We start from the raw sequence: 25,019 nt of genomic DNA, 5'->3' as shown, positions 1-25,019 counted from the left end.
TATGACAACAATCCACTAAGGAACCTTCCGTGAAACACTCCAAACAACAAGGCTTCACCCTGATCGAACTCATGATAGTCGTCGCCATTCTTGGCATTTTGGCAACCATTGCGATTCCGGCCTACCAGGACTACACCAAACGCGCCCATGTCACCGAGGGGCTGCAACTAGCCACCTCTGCCAAAAGTGCAGTCACTACCTATTACTCTGTAAACGGAAAACATGCGGTTGGCAATGACAGCAAGGCCATCCATGACGCGCTTGGCCTGGCGGAAGCAGAAAAGATCAAAGGTAATGCCGTCACATCCATTACTGTTGAAAACCAAGGACTGATCACCGTCGCCTACAATGATAAAGTTGAAAATGGCAAAAAACTGCAATTAAAACCTAATGTTGATGCCAACTCTGGTAGCTTTGTCTGGGATTGCCAAATACCGAAAATCGACGGCATCAATCCGAAGCACGCGCCAAGCAACTGCAAGCCTGAAGAGGCATAAGGTCTACCACTGTATCTGGTCACAATAAAGTTTTTCCACCCTACAGGGCCTCATTATGAGGCCCTGTAATATTTCAACTACCCTTGCGCTGCTGCATCTCAATGCGCAACTGCTTGCGCATCTCCGCCGCGCGGAAGCGCTGGCGTTGCTCCTCGATCTCCAGCACCAGCGTCGGCACCGTCATCGGCTTGCCGTCCTGGTAGGCCACCATGGTGAAATAGCAGCTGTTGGTGTGGCGCTGGGCGCGAGTCTGAATGTTCTCCGCCACCACCTTGATGCCCACCTCCATCGAGGTGCGGCCAACGTGGTTGACGCTGGCCAGGAAGGTCACCAGCTCGCCCACATGAATGGGCTGCTTGAACAGCACCTGGTCCACCGACAGCGTGACCACATAGCAGCCGGCGTAACGGCTGGCGCAGGCATAGGCCACCTGATCCAGCAGCTTCAGCAGCACGCCGCCGTGCACATTGCCGGAAAAGTTGGCCATATCCGGCGTCATCAGCACCGACATCGTCAACTCGCGCTGCCCCTGGCTCTGTTCGCTCATCCTTGTCTCCCTCGTTTCAATACCCGATATTCTGCCACGTAGATTGGAATAAACAGCGACGGCTTCTATACTGGAATGCTAGAAGAAAGTTGCGCCATGTCCATCTCCAGCATTTCCGGCGGCTATGGCGGCTACACCTTGCCCGTCCATGGCGCCAATTGCCAATGTCCCGCCTGCCAGCAATTGCGGGCGGATGCTTCCATCGTGCCCGCCGCAAACGCAGATGGCGCCCAGTCCAACTCGGCCAACACCGTATCCGGCGCGAGCCAAAGCGCCGCGGCGGACAAGCAAGGCAATCCGGACAGCCAAAACGGCAAACCCGCCGCCAACCAAACTCAAAACGCCAACCCGGCCGCGCCCAAGGCGCCCGATGGCACGCCGCTGAATGACGCGCAGCAAAAGGAAGTGACGGAACTGAAGGCGCGCGATACCGACGTGCGACGGCATGAGGCGGCGCACCAGGCAGCTGGCGGCTCGCTTGCCGGCGCCGCCAGCTTCACCTATGAGCAAGGGCCGGATGGCAAGCAGTACGCGATAGGCGGCGAAGTGCCGATTCAATTGAGCCGCGGCAGTACGCCGCAGCAGACGATACAAAACGCGGAAACGGTGCGCGCCGCGGCGCTGGCGCCGGCAGATCCATCAGGACAAGACCGGGCGGTGGCCGCTGAGGCTGCGCAAGTGGAGCAACAGGCGCGCCAGCAACAGCTGACGCAGCAAGGCGGCAACGCCAAGCTCAGCCCATTGGAAAAAGCCCAAAAAGCCAGCGCCCCGGAGGGCAGTCAAACCCAACCGGGGCAGCATATCGATACCTACGCCTGAATCAGGCCTGGACTTTGCGCGCCAGCCGCAGGCCGTTGCCGATGACGATCAAACTGGTGCCCACATCGGCGAACACCGCCATCCACAGGCTGGCCACGCCGGCCAGCGCCAAACCGAAAAACACCAGCTTGATGCCCAAAGCAATGGCGATGTTCACCTTCAATACGCGCGCGGTGCGGCGGGCATGGGCGATCAGGTCGGCCAAGCGCGACAGCTTGTCGTCCATCAGCGCCACGCCGGCGGTTTCCAGCGCGCTGTCCGAGCCGGCCGCGCCCATGGCGATGCCCAGATCGGCGCGCGCCAGGGCCGGCGCGTCGTTGACGCCGTCGCCCACCATCGCCACTTTGCCGTCCTGCTGCAGCGTTTCGATATGGCGCAGCTTGTCCTGCGGCAGCAGGCCGCCGTGCGCGGCGTCCATGCCGGTCAGGCGGGCCACCGCGGCCGCCACTTGCGGGCTGTCGCCGCTGAGCATCACCGTGCGCACACCCAGGCGATTCAGCCGATCTATCGTAGCCGCCGCTTCCGGCCGCACTTGGTCCGCCACCGCCAGCACCGCCAGCGCCTGGTCGCCGCTCAGCAAGACCAGCGCGCCCTCCCCGGCGACATCCAGCGCCTGCAAGGTCTGTTCCAGCTGCGACGACAAAGCGCCCTGCTCTTCCGCCAGGCGACGGCTGCCCAATTGCATGGAGCGGCCATCAACCAGGCCGCTGACGCCGCGGCCTATCAGTTCGCGCACCTGTTGAGATGCCGGAGCGGCCACGCCGCGCTTGGCGGCCTCGTCCAGCACCGCGCGCGCCAGCGGATGGGTGGAATGGCTGTCCAGCGCCGCCGCCCAAGCCAGCACGGCTTCTTCGCTATCGCCGGCCAGCGGCAGTACGCGGGTAATGCTGGGCTCGCCGCGGGTCAGCGTGCCGGTCTTGTCCAGGCATACGGTATCGATGCGGGCAGCCATTTCCAGCGGCGCGCCACCCTTCACCAACAGGCCGTGGCGCGCGGCGGAAGCCAGCGCGCTGACCACCGTCACCGGCGTGGCGATCACCAGCGCGCACGGGCAGGCGATCACCAGCATCACCAGCGCGCTGTAGATCGCCTGGTGCCACGGCAGCAGGCCGGCAAGCGGCGCGCCCACCGCGAACAGCGCGGCCAGCGCCAACACCACCGGGGTATAGCCGGCGGCGAAACGGTCGATGAAGCGTTGCGTCGGCGCCTTGGCGGCCTGCGCGTCGCGCACGGTGGCGATGATGCGCGCCAGCACCGAGCCGGACGCCGCGGCGGTGGTTTCGATCTCGATCACGCCGCTGCCGTTGATGCTGCCGGCAAACACGCCGTCGTCCGGCCCCTTGTCCACCGGCAGGCTTTCGCCGGTGATCGGCGCTTCATTAAAATTGCTATGCCCGGACACGATGCGGCCGTCCAGCGGCACCCGTTCGCCCGGACGCACGCGCATGCGGCTGCCCACCGCCACCTCGGCGGCCTGCGCCTCGCGCCAACCGGCGCCATCGGCCACCCAGGCGGTTTCCGGCGCCAGCGCCATCAGCGCGCGCACCGCCTCGCCGGCGCGGGACAGCGACATCGCCTCCAGCCGCTCGGCGATGGCGAACAGGAACAGCACCATCGCCGCTTCCGGCCACTGGCCGATCAGCATGGCGCCGATCACCGCCACCGACATCAGGAAATGGATATTCAGGGTGCGGGTGGACAAGGCGATCCACCCTTTTTTCAATGTGGCGGTGCCGCCCAGCAGGATGGAGGCGAGCGCCAGCGCGGCTACACCGTACTGGCCATCGCCCAACGTCCAGGCCGCCACTTCCGATGCCGCCGCGGTCAGGCCTGAGGCCAGCAACAGCAGATTGGCGCGGCGGGTGGAGACGACAGGCGCCGACGCTTGTTCACCACCCGACAATTCCACCGCCTGCATGCCGACTTTGGCGATCGCGCGTTTGACGTCGTCAAGGTTCGGCAGATCGTGTTGCAGCAGCAATACGCGCTCGATGAAGTTGAACTCCAACGCCACCACCCCGTTCATGCCGGACAGGGCCTTTTCGATCAGGCGGGCTTCGGTCGGGCAGTCCATGGCCTGGATCTGCAGCCGGGAACGCTTGGCGCCCTGCCCCTGGCCCAGTTGCACGCGGGCCGGCGCGTCATCGTGACGGTGCGAACAGCCGGTACCATGGCCGTGATCATGTTGATGGTCGCGCTTGTGGTCATGGCTGCGATCGTTGCCGTGATCGTGCTTGCGCTCGCGGCGCTGCGCGTCGGCCAGCGCCAGGCCTGCCTCCACCTTGGCCGAGCAGCAATCGCCGCCATGGTTGTGCAGCTTGTCCTGATGCGGTTTGCCCGCCTTGCGGTAACGCGTAACGCTTGACATATGCGCCTCCATTGATAGTCTGGGCACATTGCACACCCTGTAGTCGCTACAGGGTCAAGCGTTTTTGAGCGGGAGGCAGGATGTTGATCGGTGAACTGGCCAAAAAGACTGGCTGCGACGTGGAAACCATACGCTATTACGAACGCGAACGGCTGCTGTCCGCGCCGCAGCGCTCTGCATCCGGCTACCGCCATTACAACGCGGAACAACTGGGCGAGCTGAATTTCATCCTGCATTGCCGCTCGCTGGGCATGTCGCTGGCCGACATCCGCAACCTGGCGGCGTTCAAAGCCGATCATGAGCACGACTGCGAGGACATCAATCTGCTGATCGACCAGCAAATCGCCAAAGTGCACCAGCAAGCGGAAGCACTGCGGCTGCTGGAGCAGCAGCTGTTGGCTTTACGCGACAAATGCCACGACAGCCACGCCGCCGCCGACTGCGGCATTCTGCAAACGCTGGTGGAGGCGGCCGAGGGCGAACCCTGCGTCTGCCACACGCCGTTCGGCCAGGACAACCACGGCCATAGCCACGATCACGACCACGCGGCCAAAAAAAATGGCCGGACCCAAAAGGGCCGGCCGTAATCAACGCTCGTTTTGGGGAAGAGGAGAAACCCACTGATCACCACCCCACCGGCAATCAGGTCACAACACAAACTCGTTACAGCCAGTATCCAATCAACGGCGCGGCAAACACCGTCGCCACCCCGGCCAACATCATCGTCAGACTGGCCACCACGCCTTCCTCGGCGCCTATCTCATTCGCCTTGGCCGTGCCGGCCGCATGAGCCGCTGCGCCGAACAAAGCGCCCCGCGCCAGCGTGGAACGAATCGGCAACACCGTCAGCATCAGCTGACCCAGCATCATGCCGCACACCCCGGTCACCACCACGAACAGCGCGGTCAGGTCGGCCGAGCCGCCCAAGGTCTGCGCCGCCGCCAGCGCGAACGGCGTGCTGATCGATCGCGGCGCCAGGCTTTTCTGCATCATGTCGGACAGATCCAGCCAGCGCGCCAGTTCCACCGAACTCAACACCGCCACCGGAATGGCCACCAGCACGCCGCAGCTAAGCGACAGCCAATGCCTGCGGATGATGGCGCGCTGCTCGTAAATCGGTATCGCAAACGCCACCGTCGCCGGCCCCAGCAGCCAGGTCAGCCAACGGGTATCGGCAAAATAGGTGTGGTACGGCACGCGCGCCAACACCACCAAGCCGATGATCAGCAGCGGCACCGCCAGAATCGGCGTGCTCCACCAGCTGCGCGTTTTCAGGTAATACTTCTTGACCCCCCAGTACAACACCACGGTGAGTACGAAGGAGATCAAGGCAATCTCATGCTCCATGGACTTCAGCCCTCATCTGCGCCTTGCGGTTGCTGGCGCGGCGGCGCATCCAGACTTCCAGCCGGTAGCAGCGGTCCACCACCAGAGCGGTCGCCACCATCACCAAGGCTGTGGAAGCCACAATCACCAACAACAGGCGGACACCGGCGGATACAATCACTTCCGGATACTGCACCACCGCCACCACCGCCGGGATGAAGAACAGCAGCATCTCCGCCAGCAGCCAGCGCGCGCCGTGCCGAAACCAGCTCACCGGCAGCAGGCCGGACCAGAAGCCCAGCAGCACCAGCAGCATGCCCAGCACGCCGGCCGGCATGGCCGGCAGAAAACGGTGGCTCAGCTGACTGGCAGCCAGCCACACCAGGCTCAGCAGCGCAACCTGGCTACAGGTTTGCAACAGCGGCATCAGGCGGTAAAACAGGCGGCGTGCCATGATTCGGCTTCCATCGACTTACGGAGTTGAAGCTAGTATAGCCAGCCGTATTTCATTCTAAAAATGAATTAAAATTATCGTTACGATTCCAATCAGGAATGCAAATGGACATCCGCGCCTTGCGCTATTTTGTCGAACTGGTGAAATGCCAAAGCTTCACCCGCGCCGCTGACGCGCTGTTCGTCACCCAGCCCACCATCAGCAAGATGGTGAAACAGCTGGAAGAGGAGCTCGGCATGCCGCTGATCCTACGCGAGGGGCGCAGCTTCAGGCTGACCGACGCCGGCCGCGTCACTTACGAGCGCGGGCTGGATGTGCTGTCGGCGATGCATCAGCTGAAAAACGAGCTGACCGACCTGTCCGGCCTCAGCCGCGGCGAGCTGGTGGTCGGCCTGCCGCCCATGGTGGGCGTGGCCTTCTTCGCGCCGGTGGTCAGCCACTACCGCCGGCTGTATCCGCAGATTGAATTGAAAATGGTGGAAGACGGCGCGCTGGCCATTGAAAACCGCATCAAGAGCGGCGAGCTGGAAATCGGCGTGGCCGTGCTGCCGGTGGACAGCCAGCTGTTCGAACATTACTCGGTGGTGCGCGACCCGCTATGCCTGGTGGCGCCGGCCGGCTCGCGCTGGCAAGGCCAATCGCTGGTGCGCCTTGTGGACATCGCCGACCAGCCGCTGGTGCTGTATCCGGAAGACTTCACGCTATGCCGCCGCGTCACCGACGCCTTTCGCGAGCTGGGCAAAACGCCCAATATCGTCGGCCGCAGCGCGCACTGGGACTTCATCGTCGAACTGGTGGGCGCCAACCTCGGCGTCACACTGCTGCCGCGCAGCATCGTGGCGCGGCTGGACAGCGGGCAATACGACGTGATCCCGCTATACGACAACAAGCTGTACTGGCACCTGGGCCTGATCTGGCAGCGCGGCGGCTACCTGTCCCACGCCGCCCGCGCCTGGCTGGCGCTGACGCGGGAAAGGCTAGGCGGACAGGGATGACAAAAGGCAGCACTCGCGGCCTTTTTCTGACTGAATCATATCTCAACCCTGCGTCTTCAGCACCCGCTGGCGGCGGCTTTCCGACAACACCATGCCGGACGACACCGACACGTTCAGGCTCTCGACGGTGCCGAACATCGGGATGGACACCGGCACGTCGCAGTGCTCGCGCGTCAGGCGGCGCATCCCCTCGCCTTCCGCGCCCATCACCCAGGCCAACGGGCCGGAGGCGTCGAAGTGGTACAGGTCGGTGTCGGCTTCCATCGTGGTGCCGGCAATCCATACTCCGGCATCCTTCAAGTCGCGCAGCGTGCGCGCCAAGTTGGTGACGGTGATGTAAGGCACCACCTCGGCCGCGCCGCAGGCCACTTTGGATACCGTGGCGTTCAGCGTGGCGGAGCGGTCTTTGGGGGCGATCACCGCGTGCGCGCCCATCGCGTCCGCCACCCGCAGGCAAGCGCCCAGATTGTGCGGATCGGTGACGCCGTCCAGGATCAACAGCAGCGGCGGCTCGGACAGGTTTTCCAGCACGTCGTCCAGGTCCACGTAGTTCATGCTGGCGTCTATCATCGCCACCACGCCCTGGTGGCGAGCGTTGCCGCTCATGCTGTCCAGCCGTTCCTTGTCCACGATGTGCAGCTTGACCTTCTCCTCGCCAGCCTTGTCCAGCACCGCCTTGGCGCGGGCGTCGTGGCGGCCGCCGGCCAGCCAGATTTCCAGCAGGCTCTTGGGGTTCTGCCACAGTCGGGCGTTGATGGCGTGGAAGCCGTGTATCAGGCGTTTGTTGCTCATGGCGGAGATTCTCTAATTTACAATTCCCGCCATTGTAGCCGCAAGCCGCCCCACGGCCCAGCTTCACGCCGGAATGCCCGCCGCCTGCGCCTGTTGCCGCCAGCCCGCCACCAGCGCGGCGAACTCCGCCGCCGGCAGCGGCCGGCTGAAGTGGTAACCCTGCAGCGTGTGGCAGCCCTTGCCTTGCAAGAAGGCCGCTTGCGCCTCGTTTTCCACTCCTTCCGCCACCACATGGAACTTGAGCTTCTTGGCCATGGCCAGGATGGCTTCGGCGATGGCGGCATTGTCCCCATCGTCGGGCAGGCCATCGACAAAGGACTGGTCTATCTTCAGCGTGTCCAGCGGGAAGCGCTTCAGATACGACAGCGAGGAATAGCCGGTGCCGAAATCGTCGATGGACAGCCATACGCCCAACGCTTTCAGTTGCGCCAGCAACTGCACGGCTTCGTCCGGATTCTGCATCAGCATGCTCTCGGTGATTTCCAGCTCCAGCCGGCTGGCGGGCAGGCCCGCGGCCTGCAAGGCGCCGGCCACCTTGGCCGGCAGCGACGGCTGGCCGAACTGGCGCGGCGACAGGTTCACCGCCAGCCGCGGTACCGCCAGGCCCTGGCGGTCCCAGGCCGCCAACTGGCGGCAGGCCTCGGCCAGCACCCAGTCACCGATGGGCTTGATCAGCCCGGTTTCCTCGGCCAGCGCGATGAAGCGCACCGGCGGCACCAGGCCCAGCTGCGGATGGCGCCAGCGCAGCAACACCTCCGCGCCCTGCAGCGCGCGGCTGTCGGCGGCCAGTTGCGGCTGGTAATGCAGTTCGAATTCGCCGCGCTCCAGCGCCATGCGCAGGCCGTTTTCCAGCAGCAGGCGCTCGAAGGTCTGGGTGTTCATGCCGGCGTCGAAGAACTGGTAGGTGTTCTTGCCGGAGTCCTTGGCGCGGTACATCGCCACATCCGCGTTTTTCAGCAAGGTCTGGGCATCCTCCCCATCATGCGGGAAAACACTGATGCCTATGCTGCCGGTGATGAACACCTCATGCGCCTCCAGGCTCAGAGGCCGGCCGAGTTCAGTCAAGATGTCGGCGGCCACGTCTCCCAGCTCGGTATGGCTGTCGAAACCGCTCATCAGCAGGGTGAATTCGTCTCCGCCCAGCCGCGCCAGCATGCCGCGCTCGCCCACCACTCGCGCCAGACGCAGGGCGATCTCGCATAGCAGCAGGTCGCCGGCCTGGTGGCCGAAGGAGTCGTTGATCAGCTTGAAGCGGTCCAGGTCGATGAACATCACCGCCAATTGGCCGCCCTGGCTGGCCATGCGCGCCAGCGCTTCGTCCAGTTGCGCGGTGAGGCTGCTGCGGTTGGGCAGCCGGGTCAGCGGGTCGTGATTGGCCAGGAACTGCAGCCGCGCCTCGGCCTCCTTGCGCTGGGTGATGTCGGAGAACACCGCCACGTAATTGCATAGCTCGTCGTCCTCGTCGCGCAATGCGGAGATGGACAGTTCGGCCGGATACCACTCGCCATTCTTGCGCCTGTCCTGCATCTCGCCCTGCCAGTGGCCGCTGCCAGCCAGCGCCTCCCGCATGGCCTCCCGCTCCTGCTCGCCCAGGCCGAAAATGCGCGAAGGTTTGCCCAGCGCTTCTTTTTCCGCATAGCCGGTAATGCGGGTGAAGGCGTCGTTGACGGCGATGATGCGGGCGTTGGCATCCAGAATCAGGATGCCCTCCGCCGAATTTTCGAACACCTTGGCCGCTAAGCGCAGATTGGTATCGGCCAGCAGCCGATCCGAGATGTCCATCACCACGCCGATAACCGCCTTGCGGCCATCCAGCTCGAACAGGCGGCTATGCACCTCCATGTCCACCACCACGCCGTCCTTGCGCAGCCCGCGGGTGGAATAGTGCATCACCGCGATATTCTCGCGGAAGCGGCGCAACAGTTGCTGGCGCAGCCGCACCGCTTCGCCCGGGACCAATAGCTGGGCCATGGTCATGCCCACCATGTCCTCCGGCGCATGGCCCATGATCTCGGCCAGCTTGGGATTGGCATACACCAGCCGCTCGTCCTGCATGATGTAGATGCCGACCAGAGACTGCTCCACCAACGCCAGATAGCGCTCCTCGGCCTCGCGTTTGGCGCGCTGCTCGCGCTTGCTCTGCGTGATGTCGGTATCGACGCTGCCCACTCCGGCGGGCCGCCCGTCGGCGTCGAACAGGGGAAACTTGGAGGCCAAAAGATAGGTTTCCACGCCGTTGAGCACGAAATGCTCCTCGAACTGGCGCGGCGCCAGCAGATTCAGCACCTGCTGGTCCTGCTCGCAGATCTGCCGGGCATCGTCCAGATCGAACACATCCTCCGGCCGCTTCCCCGTCAAATCTCCCGGCGAAACGCCCACCCGCCGCGCATAGGCGGCGTTGACCAGCAAATAGCGGCCATCCATGTCCTTCAACGACATCATGGTCGGGCTGTTGTTGACCAGAGAATCGATACGCGCGCGGAACGTCTTCAAAGCCGCCTCGTCGGCGCGGTGTCCATCCATCAGAATCGCCACCAGCAAGCCGGAAACATTCAGCGCCAGCGCCAGCAGCAGATCGGTGGAGACATGGCCGATGATGGCGTGGCTGGCGGCGCCGGAACCGGCTGACGCCAGCGACAGACTGACCGCCACCGCGCCGGCGGTCAGCGCGGCGCCGCCCAAGCCGGTGCGGCAGGCTGCCCACAGGATGAAGGGAAAAAACAACAACTGATTGGGAATGTTCAGATTGATCTCGCTGGACTGCAGCAAGCCGGCCTCCAAAGCCACCAATGCCAGAATCAGCCCCTGCTCCAAACGCACCGTCCAGGACGCCGCATGGGGCGATGGCCACGCCAGGGGCACGCACAAGAACAGCGCGGAAGCCAGGGCTGCCCAACCTTGCCAGACCCATGGCCAGGCAAGATGATGGCCGCCGCCTGCGCTCCAGACGTAGACGCCGAGCGGCAAGGCCGCCAGCGGCGCCGGATAGACGATCAAGGCCAGCAGCAGATCGCGCAGCTGATTCGGCGTGGCCGGACGCGGCCGCCAGGCCGTCAGGCGCCCCAAGCGCAGGCCGGGCGGAATCAAATACAAGGAGCCGGCCAGCAGCATGCCCCATAGCGACGGCATCAGCCACAGCGCCGGCAACAAAGCAGCCAACGGCCACCACCAGCCGCGCCGCGCGCCGCGCGCGAGCTGTTGCCAGGCAAACAGGCCGTGCGGCAAAAAACTGGCAAGTGTCAGTGCCGCCTGGGGACTGCGCGGCCACAAGGCCACGCCGCAAACAAACCCCAGGAAAACCAACCCCTCCTCCACCCTTTGTGTGGTTCTCACGCTTCCATCCTTTAGCTGTCGTCCGGTTTGCCGGATCTTGGCCACGTCCAAGCCATGCCAATTTCATTTATTTCGGCATGGATAGCAGTGTTATGCATTATTTTTTTGAATGTCTAATCCTGGCCTCATGTTGTTTTTCTTCTAATTGAGATAAATGACATTTGAGCCAAACGCATACGATAGCCGGGTTTGACCGCGCCGGCTAGCGTTCGCCGCCGGGGAAACGCCGCGCGCGCTGTTATAATCGCCACAAGCACAACTCCGCACAGAAGCAGATCAAGTTGGATATGCACTCGACCCTGCCGCCCGCCGGCCAGAAAACCCGTTGCGGCCGTCTGCCAGACGGCCTGGACAGCCATGCCATCGCCGCCTTGGCCGCGCAGCGCCAACCGCTGTTGATCCTGACCGCCGACGCCCAGGCCGCGCAAAGGCTGAAGGCCGAGCTGCCGTTCTTCGCGCCGGACCTGTCCATCGCCCTGTTCCCGGATTGGGAAACGCTGCCCTACGACCACTTCTCGCCGCACGGCGACCTGGTCAGCGAGCGACTGGCCACGCTGTGGCAGATCCGACAGCGCGAATGCCAGGTGGTGATCGCGCCGGTCAGTACCACCTTGAGCCGGCTGGCGCCGGTGAGCTATCTGCTGGGCCGCACCTTCTTCCTGAAAACCGGCCAGCAGCTGGACGTGGAAAAACTGCGCGGCGATCTGGTCACCGCCGGCTACCAGCACGTGACGCAAGTCATGGCGCCGGGCGAGTTCTCCGTGCGCGGCAGCCTGATCGATCTATATCCCATGGGTTCGCCGCTGCCGTACCGGATCGATCTGTTCGATGCCGAGATCGACAGCCTGAAGACCTTCGACCCCGACAGCCAGCGCACGCTGTACCCGGTGCCGGAAATCCGCCTGCTGCCGGCGCGCGAATATCCAGCCGACGAAAGCGGCGTCACCGCCTTCCGCCAACGCTACCGCGAGAAGATGGAAGGCGATCCGAGCAAGAGCCGCGTCTACAAGGATGTCTCGCAGGGGCTGTGGCCGGCCGGCATCGAGTACTACCTGCCGCTGTTCTTCGACGAGACCGCCACCTTGTTCGACTACGTCGGCGACGACGCGCTGGTGGTGCTGCACCACGAGGTGCAAGCCGCGGCGGAAAGCTTCTGGCGCGACGCGCAAAGCCGCTACGACATGGCCCGCGGCGATACCGATAGACCTGTGTTGCCGCCGGCCGACATCTTCCTGCGTCCGGACGAGCTGATGGCGCGGCTCAAGCCCTATGCCCGCATCGAATTCGCCGGCGACGGCGAAACCGGCGCCGCCGCGCTGCCGGAGCTGGCGGTGGACCGCCGCGCCGAGGCGCCGCTGCACAAGCTGCAAGCCTTCATCGCCGCTGGCGACAAGCGCATCCTGCTGGCGGCGGAAAGCCTGGGGCGCCGCGAAACCATGCTGGCCTTCCTGGCCGAAAGCGGCATCAAGCCGACCCCGGTAGACAGCTGGGCCGACTTCATCGCCGGCAAGATGCCGCTGGCGCTGACCGTAGCCCCGCTGTATTCCGGTTTCGCGCTCGCCGAGCCAACCATCGCCGTGGTGACGGAAAGCGAGCTGTACCAGCACGTGGCGCGCAGCCATACTCGCCGCAAACACCAGAAGGCGGCCTCCGACGCCATGCTGCGCGATCTAGCCGAGGTCAAGGCCGGCGACCCGGTGGTGCACGAGGCGCACGGCATCGGCCGCTACGTCGGCCTGGTGACCATGGACCTGGGCGAGGGCGAAACCGAGCTGATGCAGCTGGAGTACGCCGACGGCGCCACGCTGTACGTGCCGGTGTCGCAGCTGCAGCTGATCTCCCGCTACGCCGGCGGCGCCACCGACGACATCCAGCTGCACAAGCTGGGCAACCCGGCCTGGGACAAGGCCAAGAAGCGCGCGGCGGAAAAGGCCCGCGACACCGCGGCCGAACTGCTGAACCTGTACGCCCAGCGCGCCGCGCGCGAAGGCCACAGCTTCCAGCTGTCCCATGCCGACTACGCCGCCTTTGCCGCCGGTTTCGGCTTTGAAGAAACCGTGGATCAGGCCAGCGCCATCGAGGCGGTGATCCAGGACATGTGCTCCGGCAAGCCGATGGACCGGCTGGTCTGCGGCGACGTCGGCTTCGGCAAGACCGAAGTGGCGCTGCGCGCCGCCTTCGTCGCGGTAATGGGCGGCAAGCAGGTGGCGGTGCTGGTGCCCACCACCCTGCTGGCCGAGCAACACTTCCAGAACTTCTCCGACCGTTTCGCCGACTGGCCGGTGCGCATCGCCGAACTGTCGCGCTTCAAAAGCGGCAAGGAAACCAAAGCCGCGCTCGCCGGCCTTGCCGAAGGCAGCGTCGACATCGTCATCGGCACCCACAAGCTGGTGCAGCCGGATATACAGTTCAAAAACCTGGGCCTGGTCATCATCGACGAGGAGCACCGCTTCGGCGTGCGGCAGAAAGAGCAGCTGAAGCGGCTGCGCGCCAATGTCGACGTGCTGACGCTGACTGCGACGCCGATTCCGCGCACGCTGTCGATGGCGCTGGAAGGCCTGCGCGACTTCTCCGCCATCACCACCGCCCCCAGCCGCCGTCTGGCGGTGAAAACCTTCGTCAGCCCCTTGAGCAACGGCGTGATCCGCGAGGCTGTGCTGCGCGAGCTGAAACGCGGCGGCCAGGTGTTCTTCCTGCACAATGAAGTCGACACCATAGAAAACATGCGGGAAAAGCTGGCCGAGCTGATCCCGGAGGCGCGCATCGGCGTCGCCCACGGCCAGTTGCGCGAGCGCGAGCTGGAACAGGTGATGCGCGACTTCCTGCAGCAGCGCTTCAACCTGCTGCTGTGCTCCACCATCATCGAAACCGGCATCGACATCCCCAACGCCAACACCATCCTGATCAACCGCGCCGACAAATTCGGCCTGGCGCAGCTGCACCAGCTGCGCGGCCGCGTCGGCCGCTCGCACCACCAGGCCTATGCTTATCTGCTGACCCCGGACGGCATGACCCGCGACGCGCAAAAACGCCTGGAAGCGATCCAGCTGTCCGGCGAACTCGGCGCCGGCTTCTACCTGGCGATGCACGATCTGGAAATCCGAGGCGCCGGCGAAATCCTGGGCGAAGGCCAATCCGGCGAGATGCAGGAAGTGGGCTTCAGCCTGTTCACCGAGATGCTGAAGCAAGCGGTGCGCGATCTGAAAAAGGGCCGCGCGCCGGACCTGGACGCTCCCTTGGGCATCACCACCGAGATCAATCTGCACAGCCCGGCGCTGCTGCCGGACGCTTACTGCCCTGACGTGCACGAGCGGCTGCTGATCTACAAACGCCTGGCCAGCTGCGAAACCGAGGGCGAAATCGACGACATCCACGAAGAGCTGATCGATCGCTTCGGCCTGCCGCCGCAGAGCGTGAAAACGCTGATCGAAAGCCACCGCCTGCGCCTCGTCGCCAAGGAGCTGGGCGTGCAGAAGCTGGACGCCAGCGAAGTGGCGGTGCAGCTCACCTTCATCAAGAACCCGCCTATCGATCCGGTAAAGATCATCATGCTGATCCAGAGCAAGAAGAACTACCGTTTGGCGGGGCAGGACAAGCTGCGCGTGGAGCAGGCGCTGCCGGAGGTGGCGCAGCGGATCGTGAAGGTGAAGGAGGTATTGAAGGAGTTGAGCGCGTAGGCTGGCTTGATTTCCATCAGTGCCGCTAATGAGCGGCCGGCTCGATTGAACTGACTGTTCTCCTATCCACGCGATCTCTTCTGATGAATCCGCTCCGCGGATAATGATTAAATGCCGGCTCCGCTCGGCAAACGGGTGAGGGGGCTGTGCGGCCAGCCCCCTATCGCTGAGCGAATCAAAGATTCGCACGCAGACAACCCCAGGCCGCCCCTGCAGCCCGCGAAACCCCGACAAAAAACCGCTGGGCTATGCTGCTGCACATCGTCAACCACAAGAATTATCATCGCGGTTTTGTCGCGGACATGCTGTACCAGCTGCCGGCCACGCCGCCCACGACCGACCTGCCGGTCTGCCTGCGCGACGTGCATCGCGAGGCCGCTCTAGCTCTCTAGACAGCCGCTACCGCAGACGCGGCCACCCGCTCCATCTCCACCCGGTTGCGGCCGTTGTGCTTGGCCTGGTACAGCAGCAAGTCCGCCTCCAGAAACAGGCTGGCCAGGCTTTCATGCTCAGCAGGCCGCAAGCTGGCCACGCCTATGCTGGCGCTAATGCTCAAGGACAACTCGCCGATGCGCGGCTGCAAAGCGCTGATGGCCAGCCTGAGCCGGTCCGCCGCATGGTAAGCATCGAGGCGCCCGGTCTGCGGCAACAGCGCCACAAACTCCTCGCCGCCATGCCGTCCCAGCAAATCGCCCAGGCGCGCCTCGCGGCGCAGGCAATCGGCCAATTGGCGCAGCACCTCATCGCCCACTTGATGGCCGTAGCGGTCATTGATGCTCTTGAAATGGTCCAGGTCAATCAGCAACAGCGACAGCGGTTCCCCCCTGTCGACCGCTCGGCGAAATATGCCGTCCGCCTTTTCCAAAAACGTGCGATGGTTGAGCAGGCGAGTCAGGCCATCCTGATCGGCCTGCTGGCGCAGTTGCATCAGCAGGCGTTCATAACTGATGAACAATATGCTGAGGCTGAAGCAGAAAGTCAGCCAAAACAGACATAGCGACGAAAACAGATTGAACAGCCCGCCACGCTCGGCAAACCCCGGATCGCCCATCCACCAAGCCACGGCGAAGCGGCAAGCAGAGATCAGGATGATCAGCGTGGCCAAACCTGCCGCCAGCCAGTGCCCAACCGGCGTCGCCTGGCAGCGCGCGCGCAGAAACTGGGCAAAAATCAAAGACCAGTAAACCACATGAGAAAACGAAGTCACCATCACCCGGTGACCGTAATTCGCCTCGCCGCCCAACTGCGCGAACGCCAGCATCACCACTGCGGCGCTGCCCAGGCAAAACACGCCCCGGTCCCTCAAGCCGAACAGCTGGCGCGTGGCCAGCAGCGCCATCGGGTGGAACATCAGCAACAACAGCGTGACCAGCAGCAAGCTGGGCCATGGCGCCAATGGGAAAGGCAGGAAAGCGAGGGTGGAGCCGGCGGCGCTGATTACGCCGCTCAGCCCCAGCGTCAGCAGCGCGGGCTCGCGCCGGTTATAGCGCCAGAACAGCAGCACCACCAAGGTCAGCATCAGCGTATAGCCGGTGGTGCTGAGCAAAGTAGCTTTGAAATCTAGAATGCTTTGAACGGATTGGATGGTCATGGATGCAGGCCGTGCGACGCCGGCGCCTGCTCGCCATCTGCGTCAACTCCGCGCCCCGGAATCAAAACGTTCACAACATAACAGATCGTTTCGCTCAACGCTTAAGACAATTGATGCTTTTGACATCTTCTATCCGCCACTCGTGTCTTTGCCGCAACGCCCGGATGGCTGACGCCTGGCGCCTTCAGCGATTCAACAACCGCATCGACCTGCCCCCGCCAGCCATCAGGTTCCGACATGCCATGAGTTGCGCAACAGCTAACACATAGCGGCCTGAAATGAACAACCCGCCAAACGGCGGGTTGTCGCGTCAAATCCAAGCTCAGCGTCCCTGCTGCGCCAGCCGCCAGGCGGCGTCCTGCTTGTGATAACCGAGCAGGTAGTACACCGCTACCAGGAACACCAGCCAGCCTGGGCCGACGATCAGCGCGACGCGCGTGTCCGGAAAGTAAGCCATCAGGGCAATCACCAACGCCAGGAAGCCCAGCGTCAGGTAGGAGCCATAAGGCCACAGCGGCATGCGGTGGCTGATGGAGGCCAGTTGCTCGGCCGACAAGCCGCGGCGGAAGCGCAGTTGCGCCAGCAGGATGATCAGCCAGGTCCATACCGCGCCGAAGGTGGAGATGGCGGTCAGCCAGGTGAACACCTCCTTGGGCGCCAGGTAATTCAGCAGCACGCCGAAGAGCAGCGCGGCGATAGACAACAGCAGCGCCGGCACCGGCACGCCGCTTTTCGAAACCTTGGCGAACAGCGGCAGCGCCTGTTTCTGCTCCGCCAGATTGAACAGCATGCGGCCGGTGCTGTAGATGCCGCTATTGCACGAGGACAAGGCGGCGGTCAGCACCACGAAGTTGATGATGCCAGCGGCGGCCGGAATGCCCAGGCTCTCGAAAGTCATCACGAAGGGGCTGCCGCGCGTGCCCAGCTCGTTCCACGGGTAGATGGACAGAATCACGAACAAGGCGCCGATGTAGAAGATCAGGATGCGCCAGAACACCGAATCCACGGCGCGCGCCAGCGCCTTCTTCGGATTTTTGGCCTCGCCGGCGGTCAGGCCCAGCATTTCCACGCCCAGGTAGGCGAACATCACCATCTGCAAGGACATCAGCACGCCGGAGAAACCATGCGGCATGAAGCCGCCGTGCGCCCACAGATTGGCGATGCCGGTGGCGACGCCGTGGTTGCCGAAACCGAAGACAATCATGGCGAAGCCGCCGGCTATCATCAGCACGATGGTGACGATCTTGATCAGCGCGAACCAGAATTCGAATTCGCCGTAAGCCTTCACCGCGATCAGGTTGACGCCGCCCATGGCCAGCATCGCCGCCAGCACCCAGTACCAGGACGGCACATCCGGAAACCAGATGCCCATGTAGACGCCGACGGCGGTGATTTCCGCCATGCAGGTCACCAGCCACAGGAACCAGTAGTTCCAGCCAGTGAGATAGCCGGCCAAGGGGCCGAGGTAGTCCTGCGCGTAGCGGCTGAACGAGCCGGCCACCGGATTGTGGATGGCCATTTCGCCCAGCGCGCGCATGATCATGAAAATGGCGAGGCCGCCGATGCCATAGGCCAGCATGATGGCCGGACCGGCCATCTTGATCGCGGTGGCCGAGCCCAGGAACAGGCCGACGCCTATGGTGGCGCCCAGCGCCATCAGGTTGATATGCCTTTCCTCCAGACCTCGATGCAGGGTCCGTTCTGTGGATTGCATGGTGTTCTCCTAATTTCTCTCGCCCAATCGGCGCGGCGAAATTAGCACATACAACTTGCCATGTCATCGATATATTTTGTTTGAATAATATGAAATTATTCCAACCAGCAAAACTTAACGTCGTTGAAATGCAGGAAAAGAGCGGAAAGCACCAAAGACGCAAACCGACAAATCCACTCCTATCCACTTAGGAAAACCTATGATGCAATAGACGGAAACAAGGAGGGACGCGTGATACGAAGCCTGCCTGGCCTTTGCCTGATCCTGTCGCTGGCCGCGGCGGGCAGCGCCCTGGCCGACACGTCTCATACCGTGACGCTGACCACGCTGGACTGGCCGCCCTACACCGGCAGCCAGCTTCCCGAGCAAGGCCTCAACAGCGCGGTGATCCGCGCCGCCTACGCCGCCATGGGCTACGAGGTGCGCATCAGGGTGGTGCCCTGGCAACGCGCCGTAGCCGAGGCCAGCCTCAATCCCCAGGTGGCGGGCTACTTTCCGGAATACGACTCCACCGCCGGCCGCAAGTCCTTTTTCTTTTCCGACCCGATTGGCCGCAGCCCGCTTGGCTTCGCCGAGCGCATGAATAGCCGCTATCAGTGGCAACAACTGGCGGAGCTGTCGCGCCTGCGCATAGGCGTGGTGCAGGGTTACGTCAATACCGCGGAACTGGACGAGCGCATCGCCACCAAACGCCAGAATGCGGACGAGGCCTTGGACGATACCCAAAACCTGTTGAAACTCGATCGCCACCATATCGACCTGGCGGTGATAGACCGTTATGTATTCGACTACCTGATGCAGAACGATCCGAAATTGAAAACTACGCGCGGCAATCTGCGGATGAATCCGCATCTGTTGGAAGAGAAACTGCTGTACGTCTGCTTCAAGCCATCGGCCGAAGGCAAAAGGCTGGCCGACATCCTGAACCAGGGACTCAAACGCATCAATGTCGAGGCCCTCACCCACCGCTATCTGATGGACAACAAGCTGGGTGGCGTTCCGCCGCCGCAGCCTAAAGCGGCAATGAAAAAACCGGCCGGCTGACGCCGACCGGTTGGGTCTGATACAGGTCTAACTCAATCAGGCCTTGGCCTTGCCCTTGGCCGGCTTGGCTTCAGCCTTGGCAGCCGGCTCCTCGCGCTCCCAGGCTTCCTTGTACGGACGGCCATAGTAGCTGTCGAGCAGCAGTTGCTTCAGCTCGCTGATCAGCGGGTAGCGCGGGTTGGCGCCGGTGCACTGATCGTCAAAAGCAGCCTCGGCCACTTCGTCCACCTTGGCCAGGAAGTCCGCTTCGGCCACGCCGGCGGCCTGAATCGACGACGGGATGCCCAGCGTTTTCTTCAGTTCGTCCACCCATTCGATCAGCTTCTCCACGCGCTCGTGGTCGCGGCTGGCTTCCAAGCCCAGGTGACGGGCGATTTCAGCATAGCGGGCCACGCTCTTCGGCCGGTCGTACTGGCTGAAGGCGGTCTGCTTGGTCGGCACGTCGGCGGCGTTGTAGCGGATCACATTGCTGATCAACAGCGCGTTGGCCAAACCGTGGGCCAGGCCGAACTCGGCGCCGATCTTGTGCGCCATGGAGTGGCACACGCCGAGGAAGGCGTTGGCGAAGGCGATGCCGGCGATGGTGGCGGCGTTGTGCACTTGTTCGCGCGCCTTCGGATCGTTGGCGCCGTTCAGGTAGGACGACGGCAGGTATTCCTTCAACAGTTTCAGCGCTTGCAGCGCCTGCGGGTCGGAGTACTCGTTGGCCATCACCGACACATAGGCTTCCAGCGCGTGGGTCACCGCGTCGATGCCCCCGAAGGCGGTCAGCGACTTCGGCATGTCCATCACCAGATTGGCGTCGACGATGGCCATGTTCGGGGTCAGCTCGTAGTCGGCGATCGGGTATTTCACGCCGGTCACCTCGTCGGTTACCACGGCGAACGGGGTCACTTCGGAGCCGGTGCCGGAGGTGGTCGGCACCGCCACCATCATCGCTTTCTGACCCAGTTTCGGGAACTGGTAGATGCGCTTGCGGATGTCCATGAAACGCAGCGCCAGATCGGCGAAATGCACTTCCGGATGCTCATACATCACCCACATGATCTTGGCCGCGTCCATCGGAGAGCCGCCGCCGATCGCCATGATCACGTCCGGCTTGAAGGCGTGAGCCAGGTCGGCGCCCTTGCGCACGACGGCCAGGGTCGGGTCGGCCGGAACTTCGAAGAACACTTCCACTTCCAGACCCATCTTCTTCAGCAGGCGGATCGGTTCGTCGACAAAGCCGTGTTCGAACAGGTACTGGCCGGTGACGATCAGGCAGCGCTTCTTGCCGGCCAGGTCTTCCAGCGCCACCGGCAGGGAGCCGCGACGGAAGTAGATGGACTTCGGCAGCTTGTGCCACAGCATGTTTTCAGCCCTCTTGGCGACGGTTTTCTTGTTGATCAGGTGCTTGGGACCGACGTTCTCGGAGATGGAGTTGCCGCCCCAGGAGCCGCAACCCAGGGTCAGCGACGGCGCCAGGCTGAAGTTGTACAAGTCGCCGATGCCGCCTTGCGAGGACGGGGTGTTGATCAGGATGCGGGCGGTCTTCATCTTGTCGCCGAAGTAGCGCACGCGCTCCTCCTGCAGGTCCTGGTCGGTGTACAGCGAGGACGTGTGGCCGATGCCGCCCATGGTCACCAGCGCGGCGGCCTTGTCGCAAGCGTCGATGAAGTCCTTGGCGCGATACATGGCCAGGGTCGGGGACAGTTTTTCGTGAGCGAAGGCCTCCTGATCGGACACCTCGGTCACTTCGCCGATCAGCACCTTGGTGGTGGGCGGCACGGTGATGCCAGCCATGGCGGCGATCTTGGCGGCGCTCTGGCCGACGATGGCGGCGTTCAGGCTGCCATCCTGCAGGATCACCTTGCGCACGGCCTCGGCTTCGCTCTTGGACAGAATGTAGCCGCCGTGCTTGGAGAAGCGCTCGCGCACCGCGTCGTAAATCTGGTCGACGATGATGACAGACTGCTCCGAGGCACAGACCACACCGTTGTCGAAGGTCTTAGACATCAGGATGGAGGCCACCGCGCGCTTGATGTCAGCGGTTTCGTCGATCACGGCCGGGGTGTTGCCGGCGCCGACGCCGATGGCGGGCTTGCCGGAGGAGTAGGCGGCCTTCACCATGCCCGGGCCGCCGGTGGCCAGGATCAGGTTTACGTCGGGGTGGTGCATCAGCTGGTTGGACAGGGCGACGGACGGCTCATCAATCCAGCCGATGATGTCCTGCGGCGCGCCGGCGGCGACGGCGGCTTCCAGCACCAGGCGGGCGGCTTCGCAAGTGGAGCGGCGCGCGCGCGGGTGCGGCGAGAAGATGATGCCGTTGCGCGTTTTCAGCGAGATCAGCGCCTTGAAGATGGCGGTGGAGGTCGGGTTGGTGGTCGGCACGATGCCGCACAGCACGCCGATGGGTTCGGCGATGGTGATGGTGCCGAAGGTGTCATCCTCGGACAGCACGCCGCAGGTCTTCTCATCCTTGTACTTGTTGTAAATGTACTCGGAGGCGAAGTGGTTCTTGATCACCTTGTCTTCCATCACGCCCATGCCGGTTTCGGCGACGGCCATCCGCGCCAGCGGAATGCGGGCGTCGGCGGCGGCCAGCGCGGCGCAACGGAAGATATGGTCAACCTGCTCTTGCGTGAACTGCGCGAAAGCGACTTGCGCCTTCTTTACGCGGGCCACCAGGGCGTCGAGTTCGATTTGATTGCTAACAGCCATTTTGTCTCTCCAGAAACCAAATGAAAATATCGAGCGCCTGATTGTTCGTTTTCGACTTAAAATTTTCACAATCGAAAAAACAACCGGCAAAAAACCCATTTCGCGCCATCAAACCATGACGGCGCCATCAAACCCTTTGTAGCAGAGCCATTACATCCGCCCGACTATACCCCTATAAAATTCAGGGGCTTTACTGGCAATCGACCATGACTCGCTCGATTCCCTGCCATCGTAGTCCGTTTTCGGATATTCGTTTTTGCGCACGGCCAAACAATTTTCAGTTTTCCATGAAAAAGAGCGCCAAATCGGCGCTCTCTGCATGGTCTGGATCAGAACGGTTGTAACGGCATCGCTACCGGGCCGCTCAACGCCCCATGAAGCCATAGTGGAAATAGCGGCCGCTGCTGCTCAGCTCGCGGATGCGCGCAGGATCGGTTTCGCCATTGATATTGGTGATCACCAGCCGGCCGCGGCCCTGCTTCAGGTCGTTGTTGTAATCGTAATACCCCCCAAGCACCGCCAGCTTGCCGGCTTCCACCTCGCCGGAGAACTTGAGGATGGCGCCCTCCACCTGATTGTTGATGTTGATCAGCGCGCCGTTGGTGGCGCCGATTCCCTTGGGGATCTCGATACTGTCCAGCTCTTTCTGGATGGACGGCTCCATATTGCTGTAGTCGCCGGCCGCCGCCTTGATCGCGCCGCAGCCGGTATGGCTGACGAACATCAGCAAGGGCGTGTGCAGGTGGCGCACGCCGTACTCGACCGAGCCCTCGGACGTAGCAAGCTGGTTGCCCATATTGCTGATCACGAACAAATCCGCATCGCCGCCCGACATGCCCAACTGGCCGCCCGGGCTGGAGCAAGCCACCACCGTGGCCTTGGGCATGGCGCGATCGCCGAGCTTGGCCAGATAGCCCGGATTATGTTTGCTGATGGCGACGCTATTGGCCTTGAGAATGCTCGACACCACATCCTTGACCTGGGCGGCCTCGCCCATGGCCTTGGCGCCGCCCTGCGCCATCTTGGCCTTCTTGGATTTGGCGCGATGCGCCGCTCTGGGCTTGGCGCCCGGGGCCCGGACTTCGGGACTCGGTTGCGATAGGTCGCGGGCAGGCGGCTGGCCCATGGTGACGCCCGGCGCCATCGCCTCCGGCTTGGCTTTGCCCGGCTTCTCCTCCTGAGCCTTGGCCGGCTCGGCCTTCTTACCCATTTCCGCCGCGGGCTTGGCCGCCTCGGCAGGCTTGGCTTCCGCCGGTTTGCCCGGCGCAGGCTCCGCGGCTCGCGCCCCGGCCTCCGTCGCCGGCTTGTTGAGTTTCAGCGGCAGCTTGATCACTTGCTGCACCTGGTCCTGTCCCTGCTCCTGCTCCGCCGCCAAGCCAGGCCGCCAGGCCAGCAACAAGGGCAATATCATGCAGGTTCCGATCCGCCGTGGGCTCATGCTCGATTCCTTAGGTCATTCCCAATCGTTTCTATTCTGCATCATCGACCATGGACGGGGAAGCCGCCAGTCTTCATGCCGCGCGCCGCTGGCTCAGCCACACCCCGGCGAACACCAGCGCGCCGGCCGCTGCCTGCCAGGCTTCGAAACGCTCATCCAGCAGCAGCCAGGCCAGCAGCACGGTGAATACCGGAATGAGATTATTGAAGGCCCCGGCCTTGGCCACCGGGATGCGCGACACGGCCCAAGTGTACAAACCGTACGCCCCCAGCGTGATCACCGCGCCTAGGTACAGCACCCACAGGCTGGGAATCAGATACAACGTATCCGGCCACGCGCCCCACGGCGTCAGCATGGCCAAGCCGAACCAGACGCAGCCGGTGAGCGTCTGGATGCCAGTGATGGCCAGCGGCGAATAGCGCGCCGACATCCGTTTGGCGATCAGCACATAGCCGCAGGCGCACACCATGGCGCAGAACTCCAGGGCATTGCCCAGCGAAGGATTGGGCGCGCCCGGCCCCGCGCGGCTGTCCATGCTGAGCCAGATCACCCCGGCAAACGACAAGGCGATGCCCAGCCACACCTGGCGCGGCTGGCGCTCATGCAGGAACACGCTGGCGCCTATGGCCATCAGCATCGGCAGCGTGGCCGTGATCACGCCGGCCTGCGAGGCGCTGGTCAAGGTCAAGGCGTTGGCCTCGAACAGAAAGTACAGGCAGGGTTCGGCCAGGCCCATCGCCAGCAGCCAGCGCCAATCGCCCTTGCGGTAATGCCAGCTGATGCGCCCCCCCATCGCCAGCGGCAACAGACACAACGTTGCCACGGCCATCCGCGCGAACAGCACGGCCAGCGGGTGGTAGAACTGGAAAACGTATTTCAGCACGATGAAGGCGCTGGACCATAAAAACATGGCCAGCGTCAGGGCGAGGTAGGGCAAGGCGTCTCCTGTAGCGGTAGTCGGGCCGTCTGCGCAGCCCTAAGGAGACATTGTTTCAGAATCCGATGACGGCTGTCGAACGCTGTCTCACTCCAACTGCCGCGCTAGGCCCATCCGGTCCGCCTGTATCCAGTATTCGACGATCTTGCCGTCCGCCACCCGGTAGCAGGCGCTGTCGATCAGCGCCAGCGGCTCGCCGCTGGCCGGCACGCCGTTGATTTCGGCCTGGTGATGGCCAAACTGGGTCCAGCGCGCGTAGGCGCGGTCGCCGTTGACCAACAGCTCGTCTATGCGCAGCTCGAAATCGCCGAACAGCCGCAGGAACTCGCGCACATGCTCGGCGTAATTGGCCGGGCTGCGCGCCAGCGTGCGCGGATTTTCCGATTCCAGCTGATGCGCCGCCACACTGCTTGCCATATACAAAGCAGCCGCATCCGGGTTGCGGCCGGAGCGCACCTCGGTCAGAAAGCCTTGCACCACGGCTCGGGTTTGTTCGCTGCTCATCGTTTTCCTCCGGCGCGGATGCGATCCAGTATCTCGGACTCGTCCCGGCACACCTGACGGGCATGAATCGTCATGCCCTGCCACCACCAATCAGCCCACGTTCTGAACAGCGCTTTCATCTTGTCCATGTTCGCTCCCTCTTCGCTTCACCCCATAGGCCAGCCACCGCGTTCACCCTTGCCGGCCCTCTACCCAGCGAATGCGCTCGCTGACTTGGCTTTCATCGCTCAGCCGCCGCCACACTCCGCGGCTCAGCGCCCGCCACCATCGTCTGATCATCGAC

Annotated in this window: 19 protein-coding genes and 1 pseudogene; 7 read left to right on the top strand and 13 right to left on the bottom strand. The window is 63.4% G+C overall.

All coding sequences use genetic code 11. The features are described from left to right. Nucleotides 1-29: 29 nt before the first annotated feature. Nucleotides 30-497: a pilin gene (locus BI343_RS07285; protein ID WP_083340858.1), complete on the top strand. Its 468-nt coding sequence runs from the start codon at nucleotides 30-32 to the stop codon at nucleotides 495-497. A gap of 73 nt (nucleotides 498-570) precedes the next feature. Here the strand turns inward: BI343_RS07285 and BI343_RS07280 are convergent, their stop codons facing one another. Continuing rightward, nucleotides 571-1,044 carry an acyl-CoA thioesterase gene (locus tag BI343_RS07280; protein WP_071109222.1) on the bottom strand — a complete coding sequence of 158 codons (474 nt, stop codon included), beginning with the start codon at nucleotides 1,042-1,044 and terminating at the stop codon, nucleotides 571-573. Nucleotides 1,045-1,140: 96 nt separating this feature from the next. On the opposite strand from BI343_RS07280, the gene BI343_RS07275 reads away from it, so the two are divergent. Next, the gene (locus BI343_RS07275) at nucleotides 1,141-1,863 is read left to right on the top strand and encodes a putative metalloprotease CJM1_0395 family protein (RefSeq protein WP_083340860.1); all 723 of its coding nucleotides are present in this window, start codon (nucleotides 1,141-1,143) and stop codon (nucleotides 1,861-1,863) included. Between the two features lies 1 nt (nucleotide 1,864). Here BI343_RS07275 and BI343_RS07270 read toward each other — a convergent pair whose 3' ends face one another. Further along, a complete protein-coding gene (locus tag BI343_RS07270; RefSeq protein WP_083340857.1) occupies nucleotides 1,865-4,231 on the bottom strand; it encodes a heavy metal translocating P-type ATPase in 2,367 nt (788 codons plus the stop codon). Nucleotides 4,232-4,311: 80 nt separating this feature from the next. On the opposite strand from BI343_RS07270, the gene BI343_RS07265 reads away from it, so the two are divergent. Beyond that, nucleotides 4,312-4,818, top strand: coding sequence for a Cd(II)/Pb(II)-responsive transcriptional regulator (locus BI343_RS07265; RefSeq protein WP_043620648.1), 507 nt, complete (start codon nucleotides 4,312-4,314; stop codon nucleotides 4,816-4,818). Nucleotides 4,819-4,894: 76 nt separating this feature from the next. On the opposite strand, the gene BI343_RS07260 is transcribed toward BI343_RS07265, so the two are convergent. Next, nucleotides 4,895-5,560, bottom strand: a complete 666-nt coding sequence (locus BI343_RS07260) for an LrgB family protein (RefSeq protein ID WP_106076092.1) — start codon at nucleotides 5,558-5,560, stop codon at nucleotides 4,895-4,897. 7 nt (nucleotides 5,561-5,567) lie between these two features. Next, nucleotides 5,568-6,011 (bottom strand): CidA/LrgA family protein, encoded by a 444-nt coding sequence (locus BI343_RS07255; RefSeq protein ID WP_071109220.1) that lies wholly within the window; start codon nucleotides 6,009-6,011, stop codon nucleotides 5,568-5,570. A gap of 104 nt (nucleotides 6,012-6,115) precedes the next feature. Here BI343_RS07255 and BI343_RS07250 point away from each other — a divergent pair, with 104 nt between their 5' ends. Continuing rightward, nucleotides 6,116-7,006: a LysR family transcriptional regulator gene (locus tag BI343_RS07250; RefSeq protein WP_071109219.1), complete on the top strand. Its 891-nt coding sequence runs from the start codon at nucleotides 6,116-6,118 to the stop codon at nucleotides 7,004-7,006. 42 nt (nucleotides 7,007-7,048) lie between these two features. On the opposite strand, the gene rlmB is transcribed toward BI343_RS07250, so the two are convergent. Then, entirely contained in the window at nucleotides 7,049-7,798 is a 750-nt protein-coding gene (gene rlmB / locus BI343_RS07245) for a 23S rRNA (guanosine(2251)-2'-O)-methyltransferase RlmB (RefSeq protein ID WP_071109218.1), read from the bottom strand. A gap of 63 nt (nucleotides 7,799-7,861) precedes the next feature. Continuing rightward, complete coding sequence (locus tag BI343_RS07240; protein ID WP_071109232.1) at nucleotides 7,862-11,131, bottom strand: bifunctional diguanylate cyclase/phosphodiesterase; 3,270 nt, start codon at nucleotides 11,129-11,131, stop codon at nucleotides 7,862-7,864. 287 nt (nucleotides 11,132-11,418) lie between these two features. On the opposite strand from BI343_RS07240, the gene mfd reads away from it, so the two are divergent. Both mfd and BI343_RS19270 read left to right on the top strand, forming a co-directional pair. After that, a complete protein-coding gene (gene mfd, locus BI343_RS07235; RefSeq protein ID WP_071109217.1) occupies nucleotides 11,419-14,808 on the top strand; it encodes a transcription-repair coupling factor in 3,390 nt (1,129 codons plus the stop codon). 224 nt (nucleotides 14,809-15,032) lie between these two features. Beyond that, nucleotides 15,033-15,200, top strand: a pseudogene (locus BI343_RS19270) (DinB family protein); the annotation flags it as partial. On the opposite strand, the gene BI343_RS07230 reads toward BI343_RS19270, so the two are convergent. Together BI343_RS07230 and BI343_RS07225 are read right to left on the bottom strand one after the other, a co-directional pair. After that, a complete protein-coding gene (locus tag BI343_RS07230; RefSeq protein ID WP_052246587.1) occupies nucleotides 15,197-16,399 on the bottom strand; it encodes a GGDEF domain-containing protein in 1,203 nt (400 codons plus the stop codon). The pseudogene BI343_RS19270 and the gene BI343_RS07230 sit on opposite strands and share 4 nt — an antisense overlap. Nucleotides 16,400-16,721: 322 nt before the next feature. Then, on the bottom strand, nucleotides 16,722-18,113 hold the full coding sequence (locus BI343_RS07225; RefSeq protein WP_071109216.1) for an amino acid permease: 1,392 nt from the start codon (nucleotides 18,111-18,113) through the stop codon (nucleotides 16,722-16,724). Between the two features lie 231 nt (nucleotides 18,114-18,344). On the opposite strand from BI343_RS07225, the gene BI343_RS07220 reads away from it, so the two are divergent. Continuing rightward, nucleotides 18,345-19,157: a substrate-binding periplasmic protein gene (locus BI343_RS07220; RefSeq protein ID WP_071109215.1), complete on the top strand. Its 813-nt coding sequence runs from the start codon at nucleotides 18,345-18,347 to the stop codon at nucleotides 19,155-19,157. 36 nt (nucleotides 19,158-19,193) lie between these two features. Here BI343_RS07220 and adhE read toward each other — a convergent pair whose 3' ends face one another. The 5 genes from adhE to BI343_RS20570 form a co-directional block, all read right to left on the bottom strand. Then, a complete protein-coding gene (adhE, locus tag BI343_RS07215; RefSeq protein ID WP_043620667.1) occupies nucleotides 19,194-21,857 on the bottom strand; it encodes a bifunctional acetaldehyde-CoA/alcohol dehydrogenase in 2,664 nt (887 codons plus the stop codon). A gap of 364 nt (nucleotides 21,858-22,221) precedes the next feature. Next, nucleotides 22,222-23,268: a carbonic anhydrase gene (locus BI343_RS07210; protein WP_052246589.1), complete on the bottom strand. Its 1,047-nt coding sequence runs from the start codon at nucleotides 23,266-23,268 to the stop codon at nucleotides 22,222-22,224. A 100-nt stretch (nucleotides 23,269-23,368) separates the two neighbouring features. Beyond that, nucleotides 23,369-24,232, bottom strand: coding sequence for a DMT family transporter (locus BI343_RS07205; protein ID WP_083340856.1), 864 nt, complete (start codon nucleotides 24,230-24,232; stop codon nucleotides 23,369-23,371). A gap of 87 nt (nucleotides 24,233-24,319) precedes the next feature. After that, nucleotides 24,320-24,736 carry an ester cyclase gene (locus BI343_RS07200; RefSeq protein WP_043620670.1) on the bottom strand — a complete coding sequence of 139 codons (417 nt, stop codon included), beginning with the start codon at nucleotides 24,734-24,736 and terminating at the stop codon, nucleotides 24,320-24,322. Next, the gene (locus BI343_RS20570) at nucleotides 24,733-24,864 is read right to left on the bottom strand and encodes a hypothetical protein (protein WP_261172768.1); all 132 of its coding nucleotides are present in this window, start codon (nucleotides 24,862-24,864) and stop codon (nucleotides 24,733-24,735) included. Before BI343_RS20570 ends, BI343_RS07200 begins: the two co-directional genes overlap by 4 nt. Between the last annotated feature and the right edge of the window lie 155 nt (nucleotides 24,865-25,019).

This window comes from Chromobacterium amazonense (genome assembly GCF_001855565.1).
GTDB classification, from domain to species: domain Bacteria; phylum Pseudomonadota; class Gammaproteobacteria; order Burkholderiales; family Chromobacteriaceae; genus Chromobacterium; species Chromobacterium amazonense.
This window is presented reverse-complemented; position numbering and strand designations above follow the sequence as displayed.